A 15,530-nucleotide genomic window follows, 5' to 3' on the forward strand; every position below is an offset into this window, starting at 1 on the left:
GGAGGTGCTCAGTCCGGGGCCGGGCCGCCGAGCGCACTGTGACACACGGCCGGATGGCGCGTACAAGGGGGTACGGGCGCGCACCGGGGCCGTGTGTCTCTTGCCGGTTTCCGGGCGGGCCGGTGACCGGTCGATCACCTATTCCAGTTGAGTACCGGCACTCAGGCCGACCGGCCTGATCCGCTCGTAGCCTCCGGCCCATGCACACAGACCACGCTGCTCCCGAGCAGGTGCGCCGCCGGGTGGGCATCGCCGCGGTGGCCTCCTGCCTGCCGGATCTTCAAGTGACCTCACGGCAGTTGCAGGAGCGCCTCACCGCCGCCTCCGGGCTGTCCCTGCCGGCGCGAATGCTCGAACGGACCACCGGCATCGCCTCGCGCCGGGCGGCCGCGGAGGACGAGTACGCCTCGACGCTCGCGGTGCGGGCGGCGCGTACGGCACTGGGCCGGGCCGGGCTCGCCCCGTACGATGTGGACCTGCTGGTGTTCGCCTCCGCCACGCGGGACGTGGCCGAACCGGCGACCGCGCACATCGTCCAGGCCGAGCTGGGCTCGCGGGCGCACGCGCTGGACGTGACGAACGCGTGCAACAGTTTCGTCAACGGCATCGACACCGCGCGGGCGATGATTCTCGCCGACCGTGCCCGCCGGGCCCTGGTGGTCACCGGGGAGACCCCCAGCCGCGCCGTACGGCACGACCCCTCCGGCCCCGGCCAGCTCCGGGACGGTTTCGCGGGCTACACCTTCGGCGACGCCGGGGCCGCGGTCGTCCTGGAGACCGTGGAACGGGGCGGCATCCTCGACGTGGACACCGAGACGCACTCCGAGCACTGGTCGGTCGGCGGCATCTTCGGCGGCGGTTCGCGCCACCCACGCGGGGACGAGCACACCTACTTCCGCGGGGACGGCGGCGAGCTGCGCGAGGTCTTCGAGAAGGTCGGCACATCGGTGCTCGACCGGATGCGGCAGCGCACCGGGCTGGCGTGGGAGGACTTCCGGCACATCCTGGTGCACCAGGTCACCGTGCCGTACCTGGAGCGGTTCACGGAGCTGACCGGCGTCCCCCGGGACCGGCTCGTCGTCACCGTCCCCGAACTCGGCAACATGGCCAGCGCCACCCTCGGTGTGCAGCTCGACCGCGTCCACGAGCGTCTGCGCCCCGGCGACCGGGTCCTGTTCGTGGGCCTGGGCGGCGGCGTCAGCATCATGACGATGGTCTGGGAGAAGGCATGAGCGCCCTGTGGGTGGTCGTGCCCGCGCACCAGGAGGCCGCGCGTATCGGCGCCACCCTGGAGGCGCTCGCGGCCCAGCGCGACCGCGACTTCACCCTCGTCGTCGTGGACAACGCCTCCACCGACGGCACCGCGGCCCTCGCCCACGACTTCGCCCGCCGGGCGCCCTTCCCGGTGCACGTCGTCGGCGAGCCGGAGAAGGGCGCGGGCTGCGCGGTGGACACCGGCTTCCGGTACGCGATCGAGCACGGCGCCACGCTGCTGGCCCGCACCGACGCCGACTGCCTGCCGCGGCCCGGCTGGACGGCGGGCGCCCGCGGCGCCCTGCGGCGCGGCGCGGGCCTGGTGTGCGGGCGCGTCGAGGCACGCCGCGACGAGCACGGACCGCTGGGGCGGGCCGCCTTCCGCGTGCTGGTACGCGCCGCGGCCCTCTTCGGCCGCGTCCGCCCGGCCCACCACCGCCGCCACGGCTATCTCGCCCCCTACCGGATGCACGCCGGCAACAACATGGCCATCACCGCCGCGCTGTACGAGGCGGTCGGCGGGATGCCGCGCCGTCCCTCCCCCACCGACCGGCTCTTTCTCAACCGGGTGCGCCGCCGTACCACCGCCATCGTCCACGCCCGCGACATGGTCGTGGAGAACTCCACCCGCCGGCTGCGCGCCTACGGCCTCGTCGGCACCGCCCGCTGGTACCTCGACAAGGGCCCGGGCCGTCACGGGGAGGACCCGCGCTGATGCTCGACGCTCTCGCCGGCGCCCTGCGGCGCCACCCCGGCCGGCCCGCCGTACTCGGCACCACCCGCGACGGAGCCGTACGCACCAGGATCACGTGCGCAGACCTGGCCGACCTCGCCGACAGCTGCGCCGCCGCCCTGCACACGCGGGGCGTCACACGCGGCGGCACCGTCGGCGTCGCCGTACGGCCGGGGCCCCGGGCTCTGGCCGTGATGCTCGCCGTGCACCGCCTCGGTGCCCGGGCCGCGGTGCTCGACCCGGGCGCCGGGCCGGACGTGCTGCGCGCCCGTCTCGCCCTGGCCTGCCCCGACATCGTCCTCGCCGACGCCGCCGCCCAGGCGGTCGCCGGCTGGGCCCGGCCGCTCGCCCGCCGGGCCCGCCTGGCCCTGCCCGACCTCGCGGAGCTGGGGCCGGTGGCCACGGTCGGACCGCGGTTGCCCGGCTGCGCCCCCGCCCTGAGTGCCGGAGTGCGGTCCGCGTTGCCGCCCCCGGTGGACGAGGACGGCGACGCGGTCATCGTGTTCACCTCGGGCACCACCTCCCGGCCCCGCGCGGTGGTGCACACCCGCTCCTCGCTGGCCGCCGGCATGGCCGCGGTGGCCGATCTGGTCCGGCCCGAGGCCGGGCGGCCCGTTCTCGGCGGGACCTTCTTCGTCCTGGTGCCGTCCCTGGCGAGCGGATCGCCGGTCGCGCTGCCCGCCCGTTCCGCGCGTGTGCTCTCCCGCCAGCTGCGTCGTCTGGCCCCGCAGGCCACCTATCTGACGCCTCCGCAGACAAGGCGGCTGCTCGCGGAGGGCGGCCGGTTCACCGGGCGGGTGTGGACCGGATCGGCCCCCGTGAGCGCCGAGCTGCTCACCCGCGTCAAGCGCGCGGGGGCGAAGGAGGCGTGGGGCGTCTACGCGCTGACCGAACTGTTTCCCGCCGCGGCGGTCGAACAGGCCGACAAGGCCGGTTTCACCGGCGAGGGGGATCTGGTCGGCACCCCGCTTCCCGGTGTGGCGGTCAGGACCGACACCTCGGGGGAGCTGCTGCTGTCCGGTCCCGCCGCCCGGAACCGCTACCTGGGCGAGGGTCCGGACCCCTGGGTCGCCACCGGCGACCGGGCACGTCTGGACGGCGGCAGGATCGTGCTGGAGGGCCGCCGCAAGGACATGGTCCTGCGGGGCGCGGAGAACATCTACCCGGGGCTGTACGAGCCGGCGCTGCACGTACCGGGCGTCGAACTCGCCCTGCTCGTGGGCGTGCCGGCCGGTGACGGCGACGAGCGTCTGGTCGCCGTCGTCCAGCCGGCCTCCGGGGCGGACCGCGGCACGCTGCGGAAGGTCCTGGACGGACCGCTGGAGCGCATGGGTTCGGCCCGGCCGGACGCGGTGCTCTTCGCCGACATCCCGCTGTCCGGCCGCTCCCTGAAGCCCGACCGTGCCGCCACCGCGCGGCTCGCCGCCCGGCGCCTCACCGACCCGAAGCGGGTGCGTGTCGGATGATCACGCCTCCCGCCGCCCCCGCCGCATCCGCCCTCCGTGCCGCCCTGCGCCGCGACCGGCGCGTCTACACCCGCTCCCACCCCGTGCTGTTCGCCCTCCTCGCCGCCACCCGCCGCCGCGTGGTCATCCGTATCGGCGGCGCGGTGCTGGTGCACGGCACCGAGCCCTACCGGCAGGCCCTAGCCCGCCTCCCGCTGGACCGCACCGCGGCCGGCACCACCGGGGGCGCCGCCCGCGAACTGTCCGCCGGCGGCACGCTGTTCGACCAGGAGGGCGCCGACCACCGCGCCGGCCGGCGCGCGCTCGCCGACGAACTCGGCGCGGCCGGGGTGGAGCGCCTGCGCCCGGTGTGGCAGAAGGTCCTGGCCCGCCGGCTCGCCCCGCTCGAGGCGGGCCACGACGTCGACCTCGTGCCGTTGGCCCGCGAAATGGCCGGCGCCACCGTCCGCACACTGCTGCACGCCGTCGGCGGAGCGGAGGACATCGCCTCGGCGGCCGCCGCCGTGGCGGCCGCCACGGTGCGCGACCACCTGCCCGGCCCGCGGAGGCCGGGCAGCGCACGCGCGGCCGCCGCGGCGGCGGCACGGCTGGAAGGCCTGCTCGCCCCGGCCCGTGGCGAAGCGGCGGAGCCGGCCCTGCGGGCCATGCTCGCGGTCGCCGCCGTCAACACGACCGTCGCGGCCCTCCCGCGGGCCGCCGCCTGGTGCGCCGACGCGGGATTGTGGGAGCAGGCGGCCGACGGCCGGCTGCGCCCGGTGCTGGTGGGTGAACTGCTGCGGGTGACCGCCCCCTCGCCCCTGCTGCCCCGCATGGCGGCGGCCGACGCCGAGCTGGACGGCTGCCCGGTACGGGCCGGGGACCGTCTGATCCTGGTGGCCCGGCACGCCGCGCGGGCCCACGACCGGCCACCGGACATCCACCGCCCGGCCCCGCCCGCTCTGGCCCATCTCGTCTTCGGTACCGGCCCCCACTCCTGCCCCGGTGCGCGCCTGGCCCGCGCCCAGCTCGACGACACCCTCGCCTCGCTCGCCCCTCACCGCCCCGCCGTCTCGCGCGCCCGCGTGGACCGGGGCGCGGCCCTGCCCGGCTGGCGCTCCCTGACCGTCCGGGCGGCTGAGGCCCGTAGATCCCCGGAGGGCGGATGACCACGATCGCCGTCACCGGCGCGAGCGGCTTCTGCGGCTCGCACGTCGCCACCACGGCCGCCGCCCGCGGCGCCGACGTCCTGTGCGTCGGACGGCGCCCCGGCCCGGTCGGCCGGCACATCCCCTGGGACGCCGCGCGCGAGGTGCCGGACCTGTCCGGCGCCGATCTCGTCGTGCACTGCGCGGCGGCCGTCGGCGACCCGGTGCCCGGCTCCCCCGCCGAGGCCACCATGCGCGCCGTCAACGTCGACGGCACGGTGCGGCTGCTGGAGGGGGCCGCCGGCCGGCCGGTGGTGTGGGTGAGCAGCGCCAGCGTCTACGCGCCCGGGGCCGGGCGCGCCCGCATCACCGAGGACCATCCGGTACGCGGGCACCTGAACGCGTACGGCCGCACCAAGGCCGCCGGCGAGGCGCTGGCGCTGGCCGCGGGCGCCGTGGTGCTGCGGCCACGGGCGGTCTACGGCGCCGGGGATCCGCATCTGGTGCCCCGGTTGCTGTCCCGCGTCCGCCGTGGTCTGCTCCTGCTGCCGGGATCCGGCGTGCGGCTGAGTCTGACCGCCGTCGAGAACCTCGCCGACGCCTGCCTCATGGCCGCCGACTGGCCTGCGGGCGCGTACAACATCGCCGACCCGGCGCCGTACGAACGGGACGAGGCGGTCCGGACGGTCCTGCGCGCCCACGGCGTACGGGCGCGCATCGGCCACATCCCGCTGCCGGTGGCCCGGGCCGCGGCGGGCGCCGCCCAGGCGCCGGCCCGGCTGCGCCCGCACGCGGAGCCGCCGCTCACCCGCTACGCCGTCGACCAGCTGGCGCGTTCCGTGGTCCTGGACGTGTCCAGGGCCGAGTCCCAGGGGTGGGTGGCCGGTCGCACTCTCGACGACTACGAAACCGCCCTCCTGAGGAGCCGCCGAGAAACAACACGCGGGCGAGCGACGCGCTGACATCGGGGGATCCCGAGGATCCCGACAGAGACCCGACAGGGTCGTCCTATGAGGAACTGAGACAGGAAGCAAGCGGCACGGGGCGCCCAGGACAGCGCGGTCGGCCGTCCGGGGGCAGCCCGCCCGCTGCCGGCAGTTCCGGGCGCCGGGCTACAGGTAACTGTCGTCGTGGCGGGCCCGGCGCCACCGCGCCTCGAACTCCTCCCGACCGATCTCCTTCTCCGGCAGGTCGGGGTCGAACAGGTCCACCACGGGCGGGTTGAAGATCCAGTCCTCCGGCCCGCTTCTGAGGGCGGTCCCGTCCTCGGTCAGCTCCACCTGCCGGAGCCTGCGCCCGTCGCCTTCCACCTCCATCAGGTAGACCGACCGGTCATCGTCCCCGTAGAGCCCGTCCAGGCGCAGGTGGACGACGGCCCGGTCGGCCAGCGCGCCGAACCCGGGGCGACCGCGCTGGGCATCGCGCCGGGCGCGCAGCTCGCCCAGGCCGCCGGGCAGAACCGGCGCGTCGATGTCGGTCTCCTCCAGGTCCCACGCCCCGGCCCTCTCGACGGCCTCCGGGTCATCGACCACCTCGACCTCGGCGAGCCGCTCGGTCACCTCCCGGGCCGACCGGGCCCACACCCACCACCACAACCCACCCATCCCGTAGTCGTGGAGAACCAGGAAACGCGCCCGGGGCGCGGCGTCTGTCATATCGGCCGACAGTACCGAACCCCGCATACGTGAAGCCGGTCGGCCGTCCGGGGGGCGGCACCAGTGAAGGTGGGGCAGCCATCGATACAGGAAGTGCCGGACGTGAGCCGGCCACGTCCATGTGACGAGTAAAGGGGGTGGGGGCGCCTCCGCCCGTCGTGCGCTTCGAGCCGGGTCGGCCGCAGCCCGAAGACCTGGAAGAGGCGGTGCCACACCCGGTCATCCGCCGAGCGCGACCGGGCCGAGGCCGGGCGGCAGCAGGCGCACGGCCAGCGCCACGGCCTTGTGCGCCGTGGCGAACCGGCCGAGGTCCGGGCCGGCAACGCCGTCGCTCACCCCGTACGTGCCGTCGCTGTTCGCCGTCAGGCACGGTCCGACGGCGGTCAGGCGCGGGCGGGTGGTGGTCGAGAAACGCAGCGCCCAGTGGCTCGTGAACGGGTAGAGGGAGCGCAGCACCGGCTCGGCGTGCGCCGCCTCGACCAGAGCCTGGTACGTCTCGCTCCAGGCACACTCGAGTTCGTCCGCTTCCTGGCGCAGGCTCTGCCACTCGGATGCCGCCAGGCGCACGGGATCATGGTCGGACCCGGCCGCGGCCTTCGGCGTCGGTTGCCGCCGGTGCCCGCCTGCGTACGGAAGCCGATGCGTACCGCCAGACGTGGCATCGTGCCGGGCACGGGCGGGCTGTCGGCCTCCACGCGGTTCTCTACTCACCGCCACCGTCGCCGCCGGTCCGGCTCAGGCCCCGGCGTTGGTTCTTCCCGGAGCGGCGCAGCACCTCCCCCGCGGCGAGCGTCACGGCCGCCGCAACGCGGACCCAGCGGGGCCCGCCGCGCTCCGCCCACACCACGCATACGCACCCGCCGACGGCAAGCGCCAAGGCGCCGATCAACACCAACTCAGCCATGCTCCCCCGCCTCTGCGTTTGTCCATACGGCCCGGTTGATCATCTCAGGCCGGAACGGAACACCCCGACAAGGATGTCCCGTCGGACCGCCACCGGGACAGCAAGCCGGGCGGGCGGGACGGCCCCACGGCAAAGAGGAGCCCACCCCCGGGCTCGGGAGTCGAGCCAGAGCTTTGAGGCGTGCCCTCCGAACGGGACCGGTCTTCAGCCTTCGGGCGGTGAGCTGAGCGGATCCGCCGCGTTGCCCGTGTCAGCCGCAGGGCCGCCAGGACAACCGCAGGCCCACCGGCCACAGGGCCGTTCTGCCTGTGTCCGCGGAGGCGGCGTGCCCAGCCGTTACCCCGGCGGCGTCGAGTGACAGCACGACGAGTGGGACGGTGACCGCGAGTCGCGGGGTGCGCTGCCGTCCTCCCTGGCCGGTCAGGTACCAAGTAGGTACCATGCGGGTATGCCGTCACTGAACATCACCTTCACCGAGGAAGAGCTGGAGGCGGTCCGCGCCGCCGCGGCCGCCGAGGGCAAGTCCCTCAAGCAGTACGTCCACGACCTGCCGCTGCGCGAGAAGCAGCGTCTGCAGTTCACCGGCTACGCCCTGACCTGGGGCGAGGAGCACCGGGCGGAGTTCGATGAGGCGTTCCCCGACGAGGTGCCGCCCGCCCGTCGCGCCCGCGAGGCCGAAGCCGCCTGATGAACCCGCTGTACATCGACGTCTCCTGGCTGCTGGACATCCAGGAGAAAGCCGTCCCCGAGGACCTGTCGGTGGCCGACTACTCGGCTCTGGTCGCGGCCGTGGCCCGGCACAGGACCCGCATCCCCCACCCGGACGCCGCCGACCCCGATCCGGCCTGGCGGGCCGCCTCCCTGCTGCACACCCTGGTGCGGCTGGAGCCGCTGCCGTACCGCAACAGCCTGTACGCCTGCCAGGTCACGGCCGCCTACATGCACGCCTGCGGCCAGGGCATCGACCCCCCGTACGGAGCGCTGGTGGACCTGGTCCGCGCCATCCAGGACCGCAAGGCGACCGTCTACCAGGTGGCCGACCGCATCCGCGCCTGGCGCATCTGACCGCCGGGCCGGCCCCCGCCGCCCGGCCAGCACGGCGCCCCCGGGCCCGCCTCACCCTCCGGGACGGTGCGGGCTGCGGGCTCTGAGAACGCTCCGGGACAGGTCTTGCCGCGCGGACCCGGCCACGAGGGAGGCCGGCCCGGTTCCCGGGCGGGTGCTGCGGTCCCCCGTCGTGACTGTCGTGGCCGCGCGCCACCGGCGGCGGGAGGGTCAGCCGAGCGTGCCGGACTGCTCGGCTTTCAGGTCGTCCTCGGTGAAGGCCACGGCCTCGCGCCCCACCCCGAGCACGTCGAGCAGGATCTCCAAAGCGGCTTCGACGTCCTGGTGGTGCCGGTCGACCCACACGAACGTGCAGTCCTTGCCCGGCACCCAGGTGAAGGCGAACTCGGTGCGCCGCAGGCGGAACAGGGCCACATCCACCGGGCCGGGGTCCTCCCAGGTGTGCTCCACCTCCAGCCGCAGCCGGGCCGCCAGTGCCTCCAGCGGCGGCCTCAGCCCGGCGACCAGCCGGTAGAGGGTGGAGGCGGCCTCCCACAGACTGTGCTGGGAGACGGGGTTGTTGCCCACGTGGTACGGCGGGACAGCCGCGGACTGCCAGTCCGGCTCCGGCCCCGGCACCCGGACCATACCGGGTGCGTTACCGGGGTCCTCTCCCCCGCCCGGCGACGCAGGAGTACGCGCGGTCCCGGCCGTGTCCGGTGAAGGAGTCGTCACCCGCCTCATGATGGGTCAGGGCTGTGGTTCCGGACAACCGGCCCGGCGCGGCCGGCCGGACCGGTGGTGGCGATCCGAGCGTGGGCGGACCGCCCGGTGGGCCGCGGCCGTACGCCCCGCCCCCATGGCGCGAGGAGGCGCGATGCCGCCGGCCGCAGGCGAAAAGCCGTACCCACAGGCGCGGTTATTCAGTTCTCGCTGTCAGCGGGATGACCTACAGTGAGCGTGCCCGGGTGCGCAGGTGACGGGTACTTCGATTTGGGATCGAGTGGTTGCAGGTTCGACTCCTGTCCGGCCGTGCGTGAGTTCGGCCGGTAGCTCAACCGGCAGAGCGCTTACGTTCCCGTCGCCGACCTTGTTCTCCGGGCCCACAACTTCATACCTCTGCACCTCCCGGTGCGCAGGCTGCGGTTACTTCTCCGGCGAAGCACCTTCGGGTGCGCGGGTTCAAGTCCCGCAGAACCGCAGCCGTCCTGATCTCGGGAGGCTCAAGCATCGGGGGGCGCCCGGTGCGCAGGCGGGTGGTACTTCTCCTCTCAAGAGAAAGACGCGGGTTCGAATCCCGCCGCCGGCCGTACGGCCGGTGTAGCTCAGCGGCCCAGAGCACCACGTTCCGTCCGCCGACCCTGTTCTCGGGCGCCCCGCTTTGCCGGACGCCTCTCCTCCCACAGAGAGGGGCTCTCCATGGCTCGCTTCAACACACGTACCGCCCTCCCCGCGGGCTCCTCCCCCGTCACCACGACCGGTGGACGCACGACCACCCACCACGGCGGCGCCGGCCACCTGCGCGACCCGCGCGGCGAGCTCTTCCTACTGGCCGTGACCAACCTCGTCGGACAGGACACCTTCTACGAGACCGGCGGGCAGCGTGACGACCGCTTCACCCGGCTCGTACGACAGCTCGCGGTGGAGGACCCGGCCTGGACCGCCGGCCTGCTGAAGTGGCTGCGCACCGGCGGGAACATGCGCACCGCGGCGATCGTCGGGGCAGCCGAGTACGTCAGGGCACGTCTGCGGGCTGCGGGCAGCCGCCCCGCGGGCGACCACGAGACCGCCGAGCCGGGCAGCGGACGGCGGGAGGGCGACGGCCTGCCGCACCCCGCGGTCTCCAACCGCGCGGTGATCGCGTCGGTGCTGCAGCGCGCGGACGAGCCGGGCGAGTTGCTGGCGTACTGGACGTCCCGGTACGGCCGGGCGATCCCCAAGCCCGTCAAACGCGGCATCGAGGACGCGCTGAGGGCGCTGTACACCGAGCGGGCGCTGCTGAAGTACGACACCGCCGCGCGTGGCTTCCGGTTCGGTGACGTGATCGAGCTGGTGCACCCCAAGCCGGCCGCGGCGTGGCAGGGTGACCTGTTCCGGCACGCGATAGACCGCCGGCACGGCCGGGACCGGGACATCCCCGAGTCGCTGCTGACGCTGCGCGCGCGGGCGCGCCTGACGGCCATGCCGGCGGCCGAGCGGCGGGCGCTGCTTTCCGGTCCGGCTGCGCAGGTGGCGCTGCGGGACGCGGGCATGACGTGGGAGGCGCTCGCCGGGTGGCTGCAGGGTCCGATGGACTCTGCGGCGTGGGAGGCCGTGATCCCGTCGATGGGGTACATGGCGCTGCTGCGGAACCTGCGGAACTTCGACGAGGCCGGGGTCGGTGACGAGGTTGCCCAGCAGATCGCGCGGCGCCTGGCGGATCCGCAGGAAGTGGCGCGCTCGAGGCAGTTGCCGATGCGGTTCTACTCCGCGTACGTCGCGGCGCCGTCGCTGCGGTGGGGGTACGCGCTGGAGAAGGCCCTGACCGCGGCGCTGGCGAACGTGCCCGCGCTGCCGGGGCGGACGCTGGTCCTGGTGGACACCTCCTCCTCGATGAACGAGGGGTTCTCCAGGGACGGCGCGGTCAAGCGGTGGGATGCCGCGGCGCTGTTCGGGATCGCGTTGGGGCAGCGGTGCGCGGAGGCGGACGTCGTGTCGTTCTCCTCGGCCCGCTACTACCTGGGCGACTCCCCGGGGGCGAGGACGAAGAGGTTCCCACTGGGGCGTGGGGAGTCGCTGCTGCGGGCGGTCGGCCGGTGGAAGGACGGCGGCTGGTTCCTCGGCGGCGGCACCGACACCGCGCTGGCACTCCGCGAGGAGTACGCCGGGCACGACCGGGTCGTGATCGTCACCGACGAGCAGGCCGGGCACGATGTGCGGGAGGTGACCGAGTCGATTCCGGCGAGCGTGCCGATGTACACGTGGAACCTCGCCGGGTACCGGGCCGGGCACGCGCCGTCCGGCGGAGCGAACCGGCACACCTTCGGTGGGCTCACCGACGCCGCGTTCCGTATGGTGCCGCTGCTGGAGGCCGGGCGGAACGCGGCCTGGCCGTGGGAGAGCTGATCCGCCCCTCGCACTGCGAGTGGCGCGTCGCGGTCCTCCCACCGGCGGCGACCGGGCTCTCCACCGTCTCCTGGGCGTGCTGCTGGACGCGGCCCGCCCGGGCCCGGCCGGCGGAGCGACCGCCTGCCCACCGCGCCGATCGGCTCCGTGTTCGCCGGCACCTGCCGCAGGGCCGGCGGCCGCCGGTCATGGACACGCCTGGCATGGCTGCGGTCCTGCGGCCGGGCTCACGGTCCCACTCGGTCCGCGCGGAGGCGGGCGAGCAGCTTCCCGGCGTCCTCCAGGGCCGGTTCACGCACCACATAGCGAGTGATGCCCCAGCGCCGCTCGTACTCGGCCAGTGAGGCGGCGATCTCCTCCTCGGTGCCGATCCAGGCGTACGGCGCGGCCAGGACATCCCGCACGGTGCACCCGGTCGGCTCGGCGAAACGGTGCGCGGCCGACTCCGCGTCGTCGGTGATCTCCACCACCTGGACGAGTGCCTCGCGCGCGGGCGGGCTCCCCCGCCCGGCTGCTCCCCGTTCGACCAGTTCCACCTGCCGGTCGATGTCCTCGGCCCGCCACCGCACCTCGTGGCTGTGCCCGTCCGGCAGAGTGCGGCCGAGCCCGCTCAGCCCGACGACATCGGCGTGCTCGCCCGCCCACCGCAGCAGGGTGGAGTTGCCGCCGCCGAAGGTGAACGGCACCCGGTCCTGCACCGGGCGCGGATTCTCCAGCCGGGCCGACCGGGCGTACACCTCCGGGCCGTCGAGGGTCACTTCCTGCCCGGCCAGCAGTGTGCGGCAGGCCTCGGCCACGGCGGTGAAGCGCCGTACGCGTCCGGCGACGTCGGGGCGCCGTGAGCCGGTCATGGTCCACTCGGCGGGGGTGTGCCCGGCGCCCAGTGCCAGCCGGGCCCGGCCGCCCGAGACGACGTCCAGGGTCGCGACGTCGGAGGCGAGCAGCAGCGGCTCGCGCACTCCGGCGTTGGCCACGTAGGGCCCGAGGCCGATGCGTTCGGTGACCGGCGCGGCGGCCGCCAGGGCGACGAACGGGGAGGCCGCCGCCCCCGGGTGGTCGGGGACGAGCAGCGCGTCGAAGCCGGCCGCCTCGCAGCGCCGGGCGAGAGCGGTCCAGGAACTCATGTCATTCGGTACGGCCTGTACAGAAAACGAGAGCATGGCGGCCATCCTGGCAACGCGGGCCGCCTCACCACCACACCCGGGGACAGCGGTCAGCCGACAGCGAACGCCGCGGTGAAGACCGCACCGTCTCCCGCCCCGCCAGGCTTCTCCGGTCCACGGGCCGCGGGAGTTCCGCGGCCCGTGGAGGCGCCGGGCGGGTCGGCGTGAGGATTTCCGGTACCGGCTCCTCCCGGCACGGCGAGCCGCCGGCGAACGGACGCCGACCGGCTACGCCGGAGTTCCAAACGGTTGGCCGGGGGTGCAGGTCACATTCGCCGGGGTACCGGCCGCCCCTCCGCCCTGGAGGCCGAAGGTGGTGCTCGCGTTGCTGCCGAGGGTGCCGTTGTAGCCGACGTTGCGGACGGTGACGCTCTGCCCGTCGACGGTGAGATCTCCGTTCCACACGTGGCTGACGGACTGGCCGCCGGGCAGCGTCCAGGTGACGGTCCAGCCGTTGATCGGCGTGGTGTGATCGTTCCCGACGGTGATCTCGGCGGTGAAACCGCCCTGCCACTGGCTGGTGACGCGGTAGGTGGCGGTGCAGCCGCCGCCGGGGCCGGGGCTGCCGCCGCCGAGCGCGGCGGCGATGGCGTGGTAGGCGGGCTTCTTGGCGAAGTCCTCGTCCCATGGCAGAGCGGCGCCCTCGCCGGGGAAGACGGAGGGAACCCAGGAGTACTTGTCGGTGTAGTCCCAGACGGTGATGCCGACGCACCGGGAGACGGCCAGGCACGCCTCGACCACGGCGCCGTAGTCGGCGGCCTGCTGGGCGTCCTTGGCGGCGGTACGCGGCAGGGTCATGCGGATGTCGAGTTCGGTGATGGCGACATCGACGCCCAGATCGGCGAAGCGCTGGATGTTCCGCTGAAGGCTTGCCGGGACCTGGCCGGTGATCAGATGGGCCTGCATCCCGACGCCGTCGATGGGGATGCCCTGGGCCTTGAAGGACTTCACCATCTCGTAGACGGCGTCGCTCTTGGGGCCGATGCCTTCGATGTTGTAGTCGTTGTAGTAGAGCTTGACGTCCGGATCGGCGGCTCGGGCGGCCTTGAAGGCCTCGGCGATGTAGCCGTCGCCGATCTTCTGCTGGAATACCGACTGCCGGCGGCTGCCGTCCTCCTCGAACGCCTCGTTGACCACGTCCCAGTGGGCCAGCCGGCCCTTGAAGTGGTCGACCTCGTGGGTGATGTGGTCGCGCATGACCCCGAGGAGCTCGCCGGCCGGTACGTCGCCGACCCAGCTCGGCAGCTGGTTGTGCCACACCAGGGTGTGTCCGCGCACCGACTGGCCGTTGGACTCGGCCAGGTCGACTATCTCCTCGGCGGCGGTGTAGTCGAACCGGCCCCGGGACGGCTCGGTGTACTGCCACTTCATGGTGTTGCCGACGGTGATCTGGCCGAACTCGCTGCCCAGGATCCGCGTGTACTGGGTATCGGACAGTTCGGGGTTGTCCGTGGCGGAGCCGAAGTAACGGCCTTTGGCCTGGGCCAGTTCGCCCAGGGTGGCGGTGTCGGCGTGGGCCGGATGGGTGGGCGCGATCGCGGTCAGGGCGGCCGACAGGGCCACTGACGCTGTGATGAGGAGGCCGGCCGTGCGGCGGCCTCGGGTCGGGCGGTGGCGGAGCATGGGGGGTGTCCTCCGATTCGGGAGATGTCCGGGGCTTGGTGTGTTGCCGTGCCGGCAGGTCGGCGAACCGAGCCGGCCCTGTCCCGGTTCCTCTCCGCAGGCGGCAGGCGCCGCCCGCTGATGCCGGGCCTCAGGCGGGCTCCATCCGGCTTCTCCCGCGGCGCCCGGGCCGTCCCGGGCGCGTTGCGCGGGTCGCTGAGAGGCCGGATGGAGCGGCGCGGCGGACAGGGCACCGGCCCGCCGCGCCGGCACGGACGACCGGGAGCGGAGCCTGCCCGGTCCGCTCCGCCTTCTGCGGCGTCCCGCGGGCGCGGGGCGTTCCTTACGGCCGGGAGTTGCCGAGCGCTCCTCAAGGCGTGCGGGGTGTCCCCGGGCCGGGCTCGCGGGATTCGGGGATCAGTAGCCGTAGATCATCTTGTAGGCGACCTCGGGAAGGAACTGGCCGGCCGAGGAACCGGCTCCGACGCCGCAGTTACCGTCGGACTCGCCCGGAACCTTGATCCACAGCAGCATCTCGGCGCCGCCGCCCAGTTGGGTGGGGGTGCCGATGCGGCGGCCCGAGGGGTTGCACCACTGGCCGTTGGAGCCGTTGCCGTTGCGGCTGGTGTCCACCACGAACGGCTTGGTGTAGCCGTAGCGGGCCCTCAGCTCGTTGTTGACGGCGTTGCCGTAGGCGGTGTTCTCGGCCGTGGTGAAGTAGTTGGAGACGTTGAGCGAGAAGCCGCGGGCCTGCCGGAGGCCGGCCTCGTGCAGGCGCTGGGCCATGGTCGCCGGGGCTGCCCAGCCCGGGTTGCCGGCGTCGAGGTAGACCCAGGTGTTGGGGGCCTGGCGGCTGAACTCGGTGAGGGCCCCGGTGAGCATGCGCTCGCGCTCGTCGATCTGGGCCTGCGTCATGCAGCCGTAGTCTCCCAGCGAGTCCGGCTCCAGGATCACGACGGCCGGACGGTTGCCGATTCCGCCGGCGAACTGCGCGATCCAGTTCGCGTAGGCGGACGGCGAGGAGGCTCCGCCCGCGGAGTGTCCGCCGCAGTAGTCGCGGTTGTAGATGTTGTAGGCGACGAGGAGGGGAAGTTTGTCTGCGCGGTCCGCCGCCCCCGCGTACGCTCCCGTGGCCGTGCCGATGGTGCCGCTCCACGAGCCGAACCAGCGGGCCGTCGGGGTGTTGGCGATGGAGGCGTTGATCGCGGACGCCCGGCCGTCCCCGGGGTTGGAGGCGACCCACCGCTTGGCGCTGGAGTCGGGGTCCACGTAGAACCCGCTGGTCATGGTGGTCGGGTCGGCGGCGTGGGCGGACGGGGCGGCGGCGAGTGCCAGCGGCAGGGCGAGGAGCGCTGCCGTGAGGGCGCGGATGCTGCGGCGCATGACGGTACCTCGGTTTCCTTGTGGGGGGTGCGTCGCGCGCCCGTGCTCCGGGCGTGCGACACGCTGAAGGAAGTGCGGTGGTACGCCTCCCCGTCGG

14 protein-coding genes and 1 tRNA gene are annotated in these 15,530 nt (G+C 74.1%); 9 read left to right on the top strand and 6 right to left on the bottom strand.

Annotated features, from left to right (window positions below; genetic code table 11):
* The first annotated feature begins 200 nt into the window (after positions 1-200).
* From ACW69E_RS20390 to ACW69E_RS20410, 5 genes are read left to right on the top strand one after another with little or no spacing between them, the layout of a single operon-like run.
* A complete protein-coding gene (locus ACW69E_RS20390) occupies positions 201-1,232 on the top strand; it encodes a 3-oxoacyl-ACP synthase III family protein (protein WP_457499713.1) in 1,032 nt (343 codons plus the stop codon).
* Complete coding sequence (locus ACW69E_RS20395; protein WP_457499714.1) at positions 1,229-1,969, top strand: glycosyltransferase family A protein; 741 nt, start codon at positions 1,229-1,231, stop codon at positions 1,967-1,969. Before ACW69E_RS20390 ends, ACW69E_RS20395 begins: the two co-directional genes overlap by 4 nt.
* Positions 1,969-3,453 carry a class I adenylate-forming enzyme family protein gene (locus ACW69E_RS20400; RefSeq protein ID WP_457499715.1) on the top strand — a complete coding sequence of 495 codons (1,485 nt, stop codon included), beginning with the start codon at positions 1,969-1,971 and terminating at the stop codon, positions 3,451-3,453. The genes ACW69E_RS20395 and ACW69E_RS20400 overlap by 1 nt, the downstream gene beginning before the upstream one ends.
* The gene (locus ACW69E_RS20405) at positions 3,450-4,598 is read left to right on the top strand and encodes a cytochrome P450 (RefSeq protein ID WP_457499716.1); all 1,149 of its coding nucleotides are present in this window, start codon (positions 3,450-3,452) and stop codon (positions 4,596-4,598) included. Before ACW69E_RS20400 ends, ACW69E_RS20405 begins: the two co-directional genes overlap by 4 nt.
* A complete protein-coding gene (locus tag ACW69E_RS20410; protein WP_457499717.1) occupies positions 4,595-5,539 on the top strand; it encodes an NAD-dependent epimerase/dehydratase family protein in 945 nt (314 codons plus the stop codon). Before ACW69E_RS20405 ends, ACW69E_RS20410 begins: the two co-directional genes overlap by 4 nt.
* 150 nt (positions 5,540-5,689) lie before the next feature.
* Here the strand turns inward: ACW69E_RS20410 and ACW69E_RS20415 are convergent, their stop codons facing one another.
* A complete protein-coding gene (locus ACW69E_RS20415) occupies positions 5,690-6,232 on the bottom strand; it encodes a hypothetical protein (RefSeq protein WP_279950722.1) in 543 nt (180 codons plus the stop codon).
* Positions 6,233-6,451: 219 nt separating this feature from the next.
* Positions 6,452-6,799 carry a DUF6193 family natural product biosynthesis protein gene (locus ACW69E_RS20420; RefSeq protein ID WP_457499718.1) on the bottom strand — a complete coding sequence of 116 codons (348 nt, stop codon included), beginning with the start codon at positions 6,797-6,799 and terminating at the stop codon, positions 6,452-6,454.
* A 785-nt stretch (positions 6,800-7,584) separates the two neighbouring features.
* Here ACW69E_RS20420 and ACW69E_RS20425 point away from each other — a divergent pair.
* Entirely contained in the window at positions 7,585-7,824 is a 240-nt protein-coding gene (locus ACW69E_RS20425) for a hypothetical protein (protein ID WP_237880671.1), read from the top strand.
* The gene (locus ACW69E_RS20430; RefSeq protein ID WP_237880672.1) at positions 7,824-8,201 is read left to right on the top strand and encodes a toxin Doc; all 378 of its coding nucleotides are present in this window, start codon (positions 7,824-7,826) and stop codon (positions 8,199-8,201) included. Before ACW69E_RS20425 ends, ACW69E_RS20430 begins: the two co-directional genes overlap by 1 nt.
* 210 nt (positions 8,202-8,411) lie before the next feature.
* Here the strand turns inward: ACW69E_RS20430 and ACW69E_RS20435 are convergent, their stop codons facing one another.
* Positions 8,412-8,828, bottom strand: coding sequence for a hypothetical protein (locus tag ACW69E_RS20435; protein WP_457499719.1), 417 nt, complete (start codon positions 8,826-8,828; stop codon positions 8,412-8,414).
* A 600-nt stretch (positions 8,829-9,428) separates the two neighbouring features.
* On the opposite strand from ACW69E_RS20435, the gene ACW69E_RS20440 reads away from it, so the two are divergent.
* Positions 9,429-9,489, top strand: a tRNA-Ser gene (locus tag ACW69E_RS20440).
* 110 nt (positions 9,490-9,599) lie between these two features.
* On the top strand, positions 9,600-11,285 hold the full coding sequence (locus ACW69E_RS20445) for a TROVE domain-containing protein (protein WP_457499720.1): 1,686 nt from the start codon (positions 9,600-9,602) through the stop codon (positions 11,283-11,285).
* A 227-nt stretch (positions 11,286-11,512) separates the two neighbouring features.
* Here the strand turns inward: ACW69E_RS20445 and ACW69E_RS20450 are convergent, their stop codons facing one another.
* The 3 genes from ACW69E_RS20450 to ACW69E_RS20460 form a co-directional block, all read right to left on the bottom strand.
* Positions 11,513-12,409, bottom strand: a complete 897-nt coding sequence (locus ACW69E_RS20450; RefSeq protein WP_457499721.1) for an LLM class flavin-dependent oxidoreductase — start codon at positions 12,407-12,409, stop codon at positions 11,513-11,515.
* Positions 12,410-12,676: 267 nt separating this feature from the next.
* Positions 12,677-14,011, bottom strand: coding sequence for an endo-1,4-beta-xylanase (locus ACW69E_RS20455; protein ID WP_457499722.1), 1,335 nt, complete (start codon positions 14,009-14,011; stop codon positions 12,677-12,679).
* A 456-nt stretch (positions 14,012-14,467) separates the two neighbouring features.
* Positions 14,468-15,433, bottom strand: coding sequence for a glycoside hydrolase family 6 protein (locus tag ACW69E_RS20460; protein ID WP_457499723.1), 966 nt, complete (start codon positions 15,431-15,433; stop codon positions 14,468-14,470).
* Positions 15,434-15,530 lie beyond the last annotated feature (97 nt).

This window comes from Streptomyces sp. SS8, assembly GCF_054072955.1.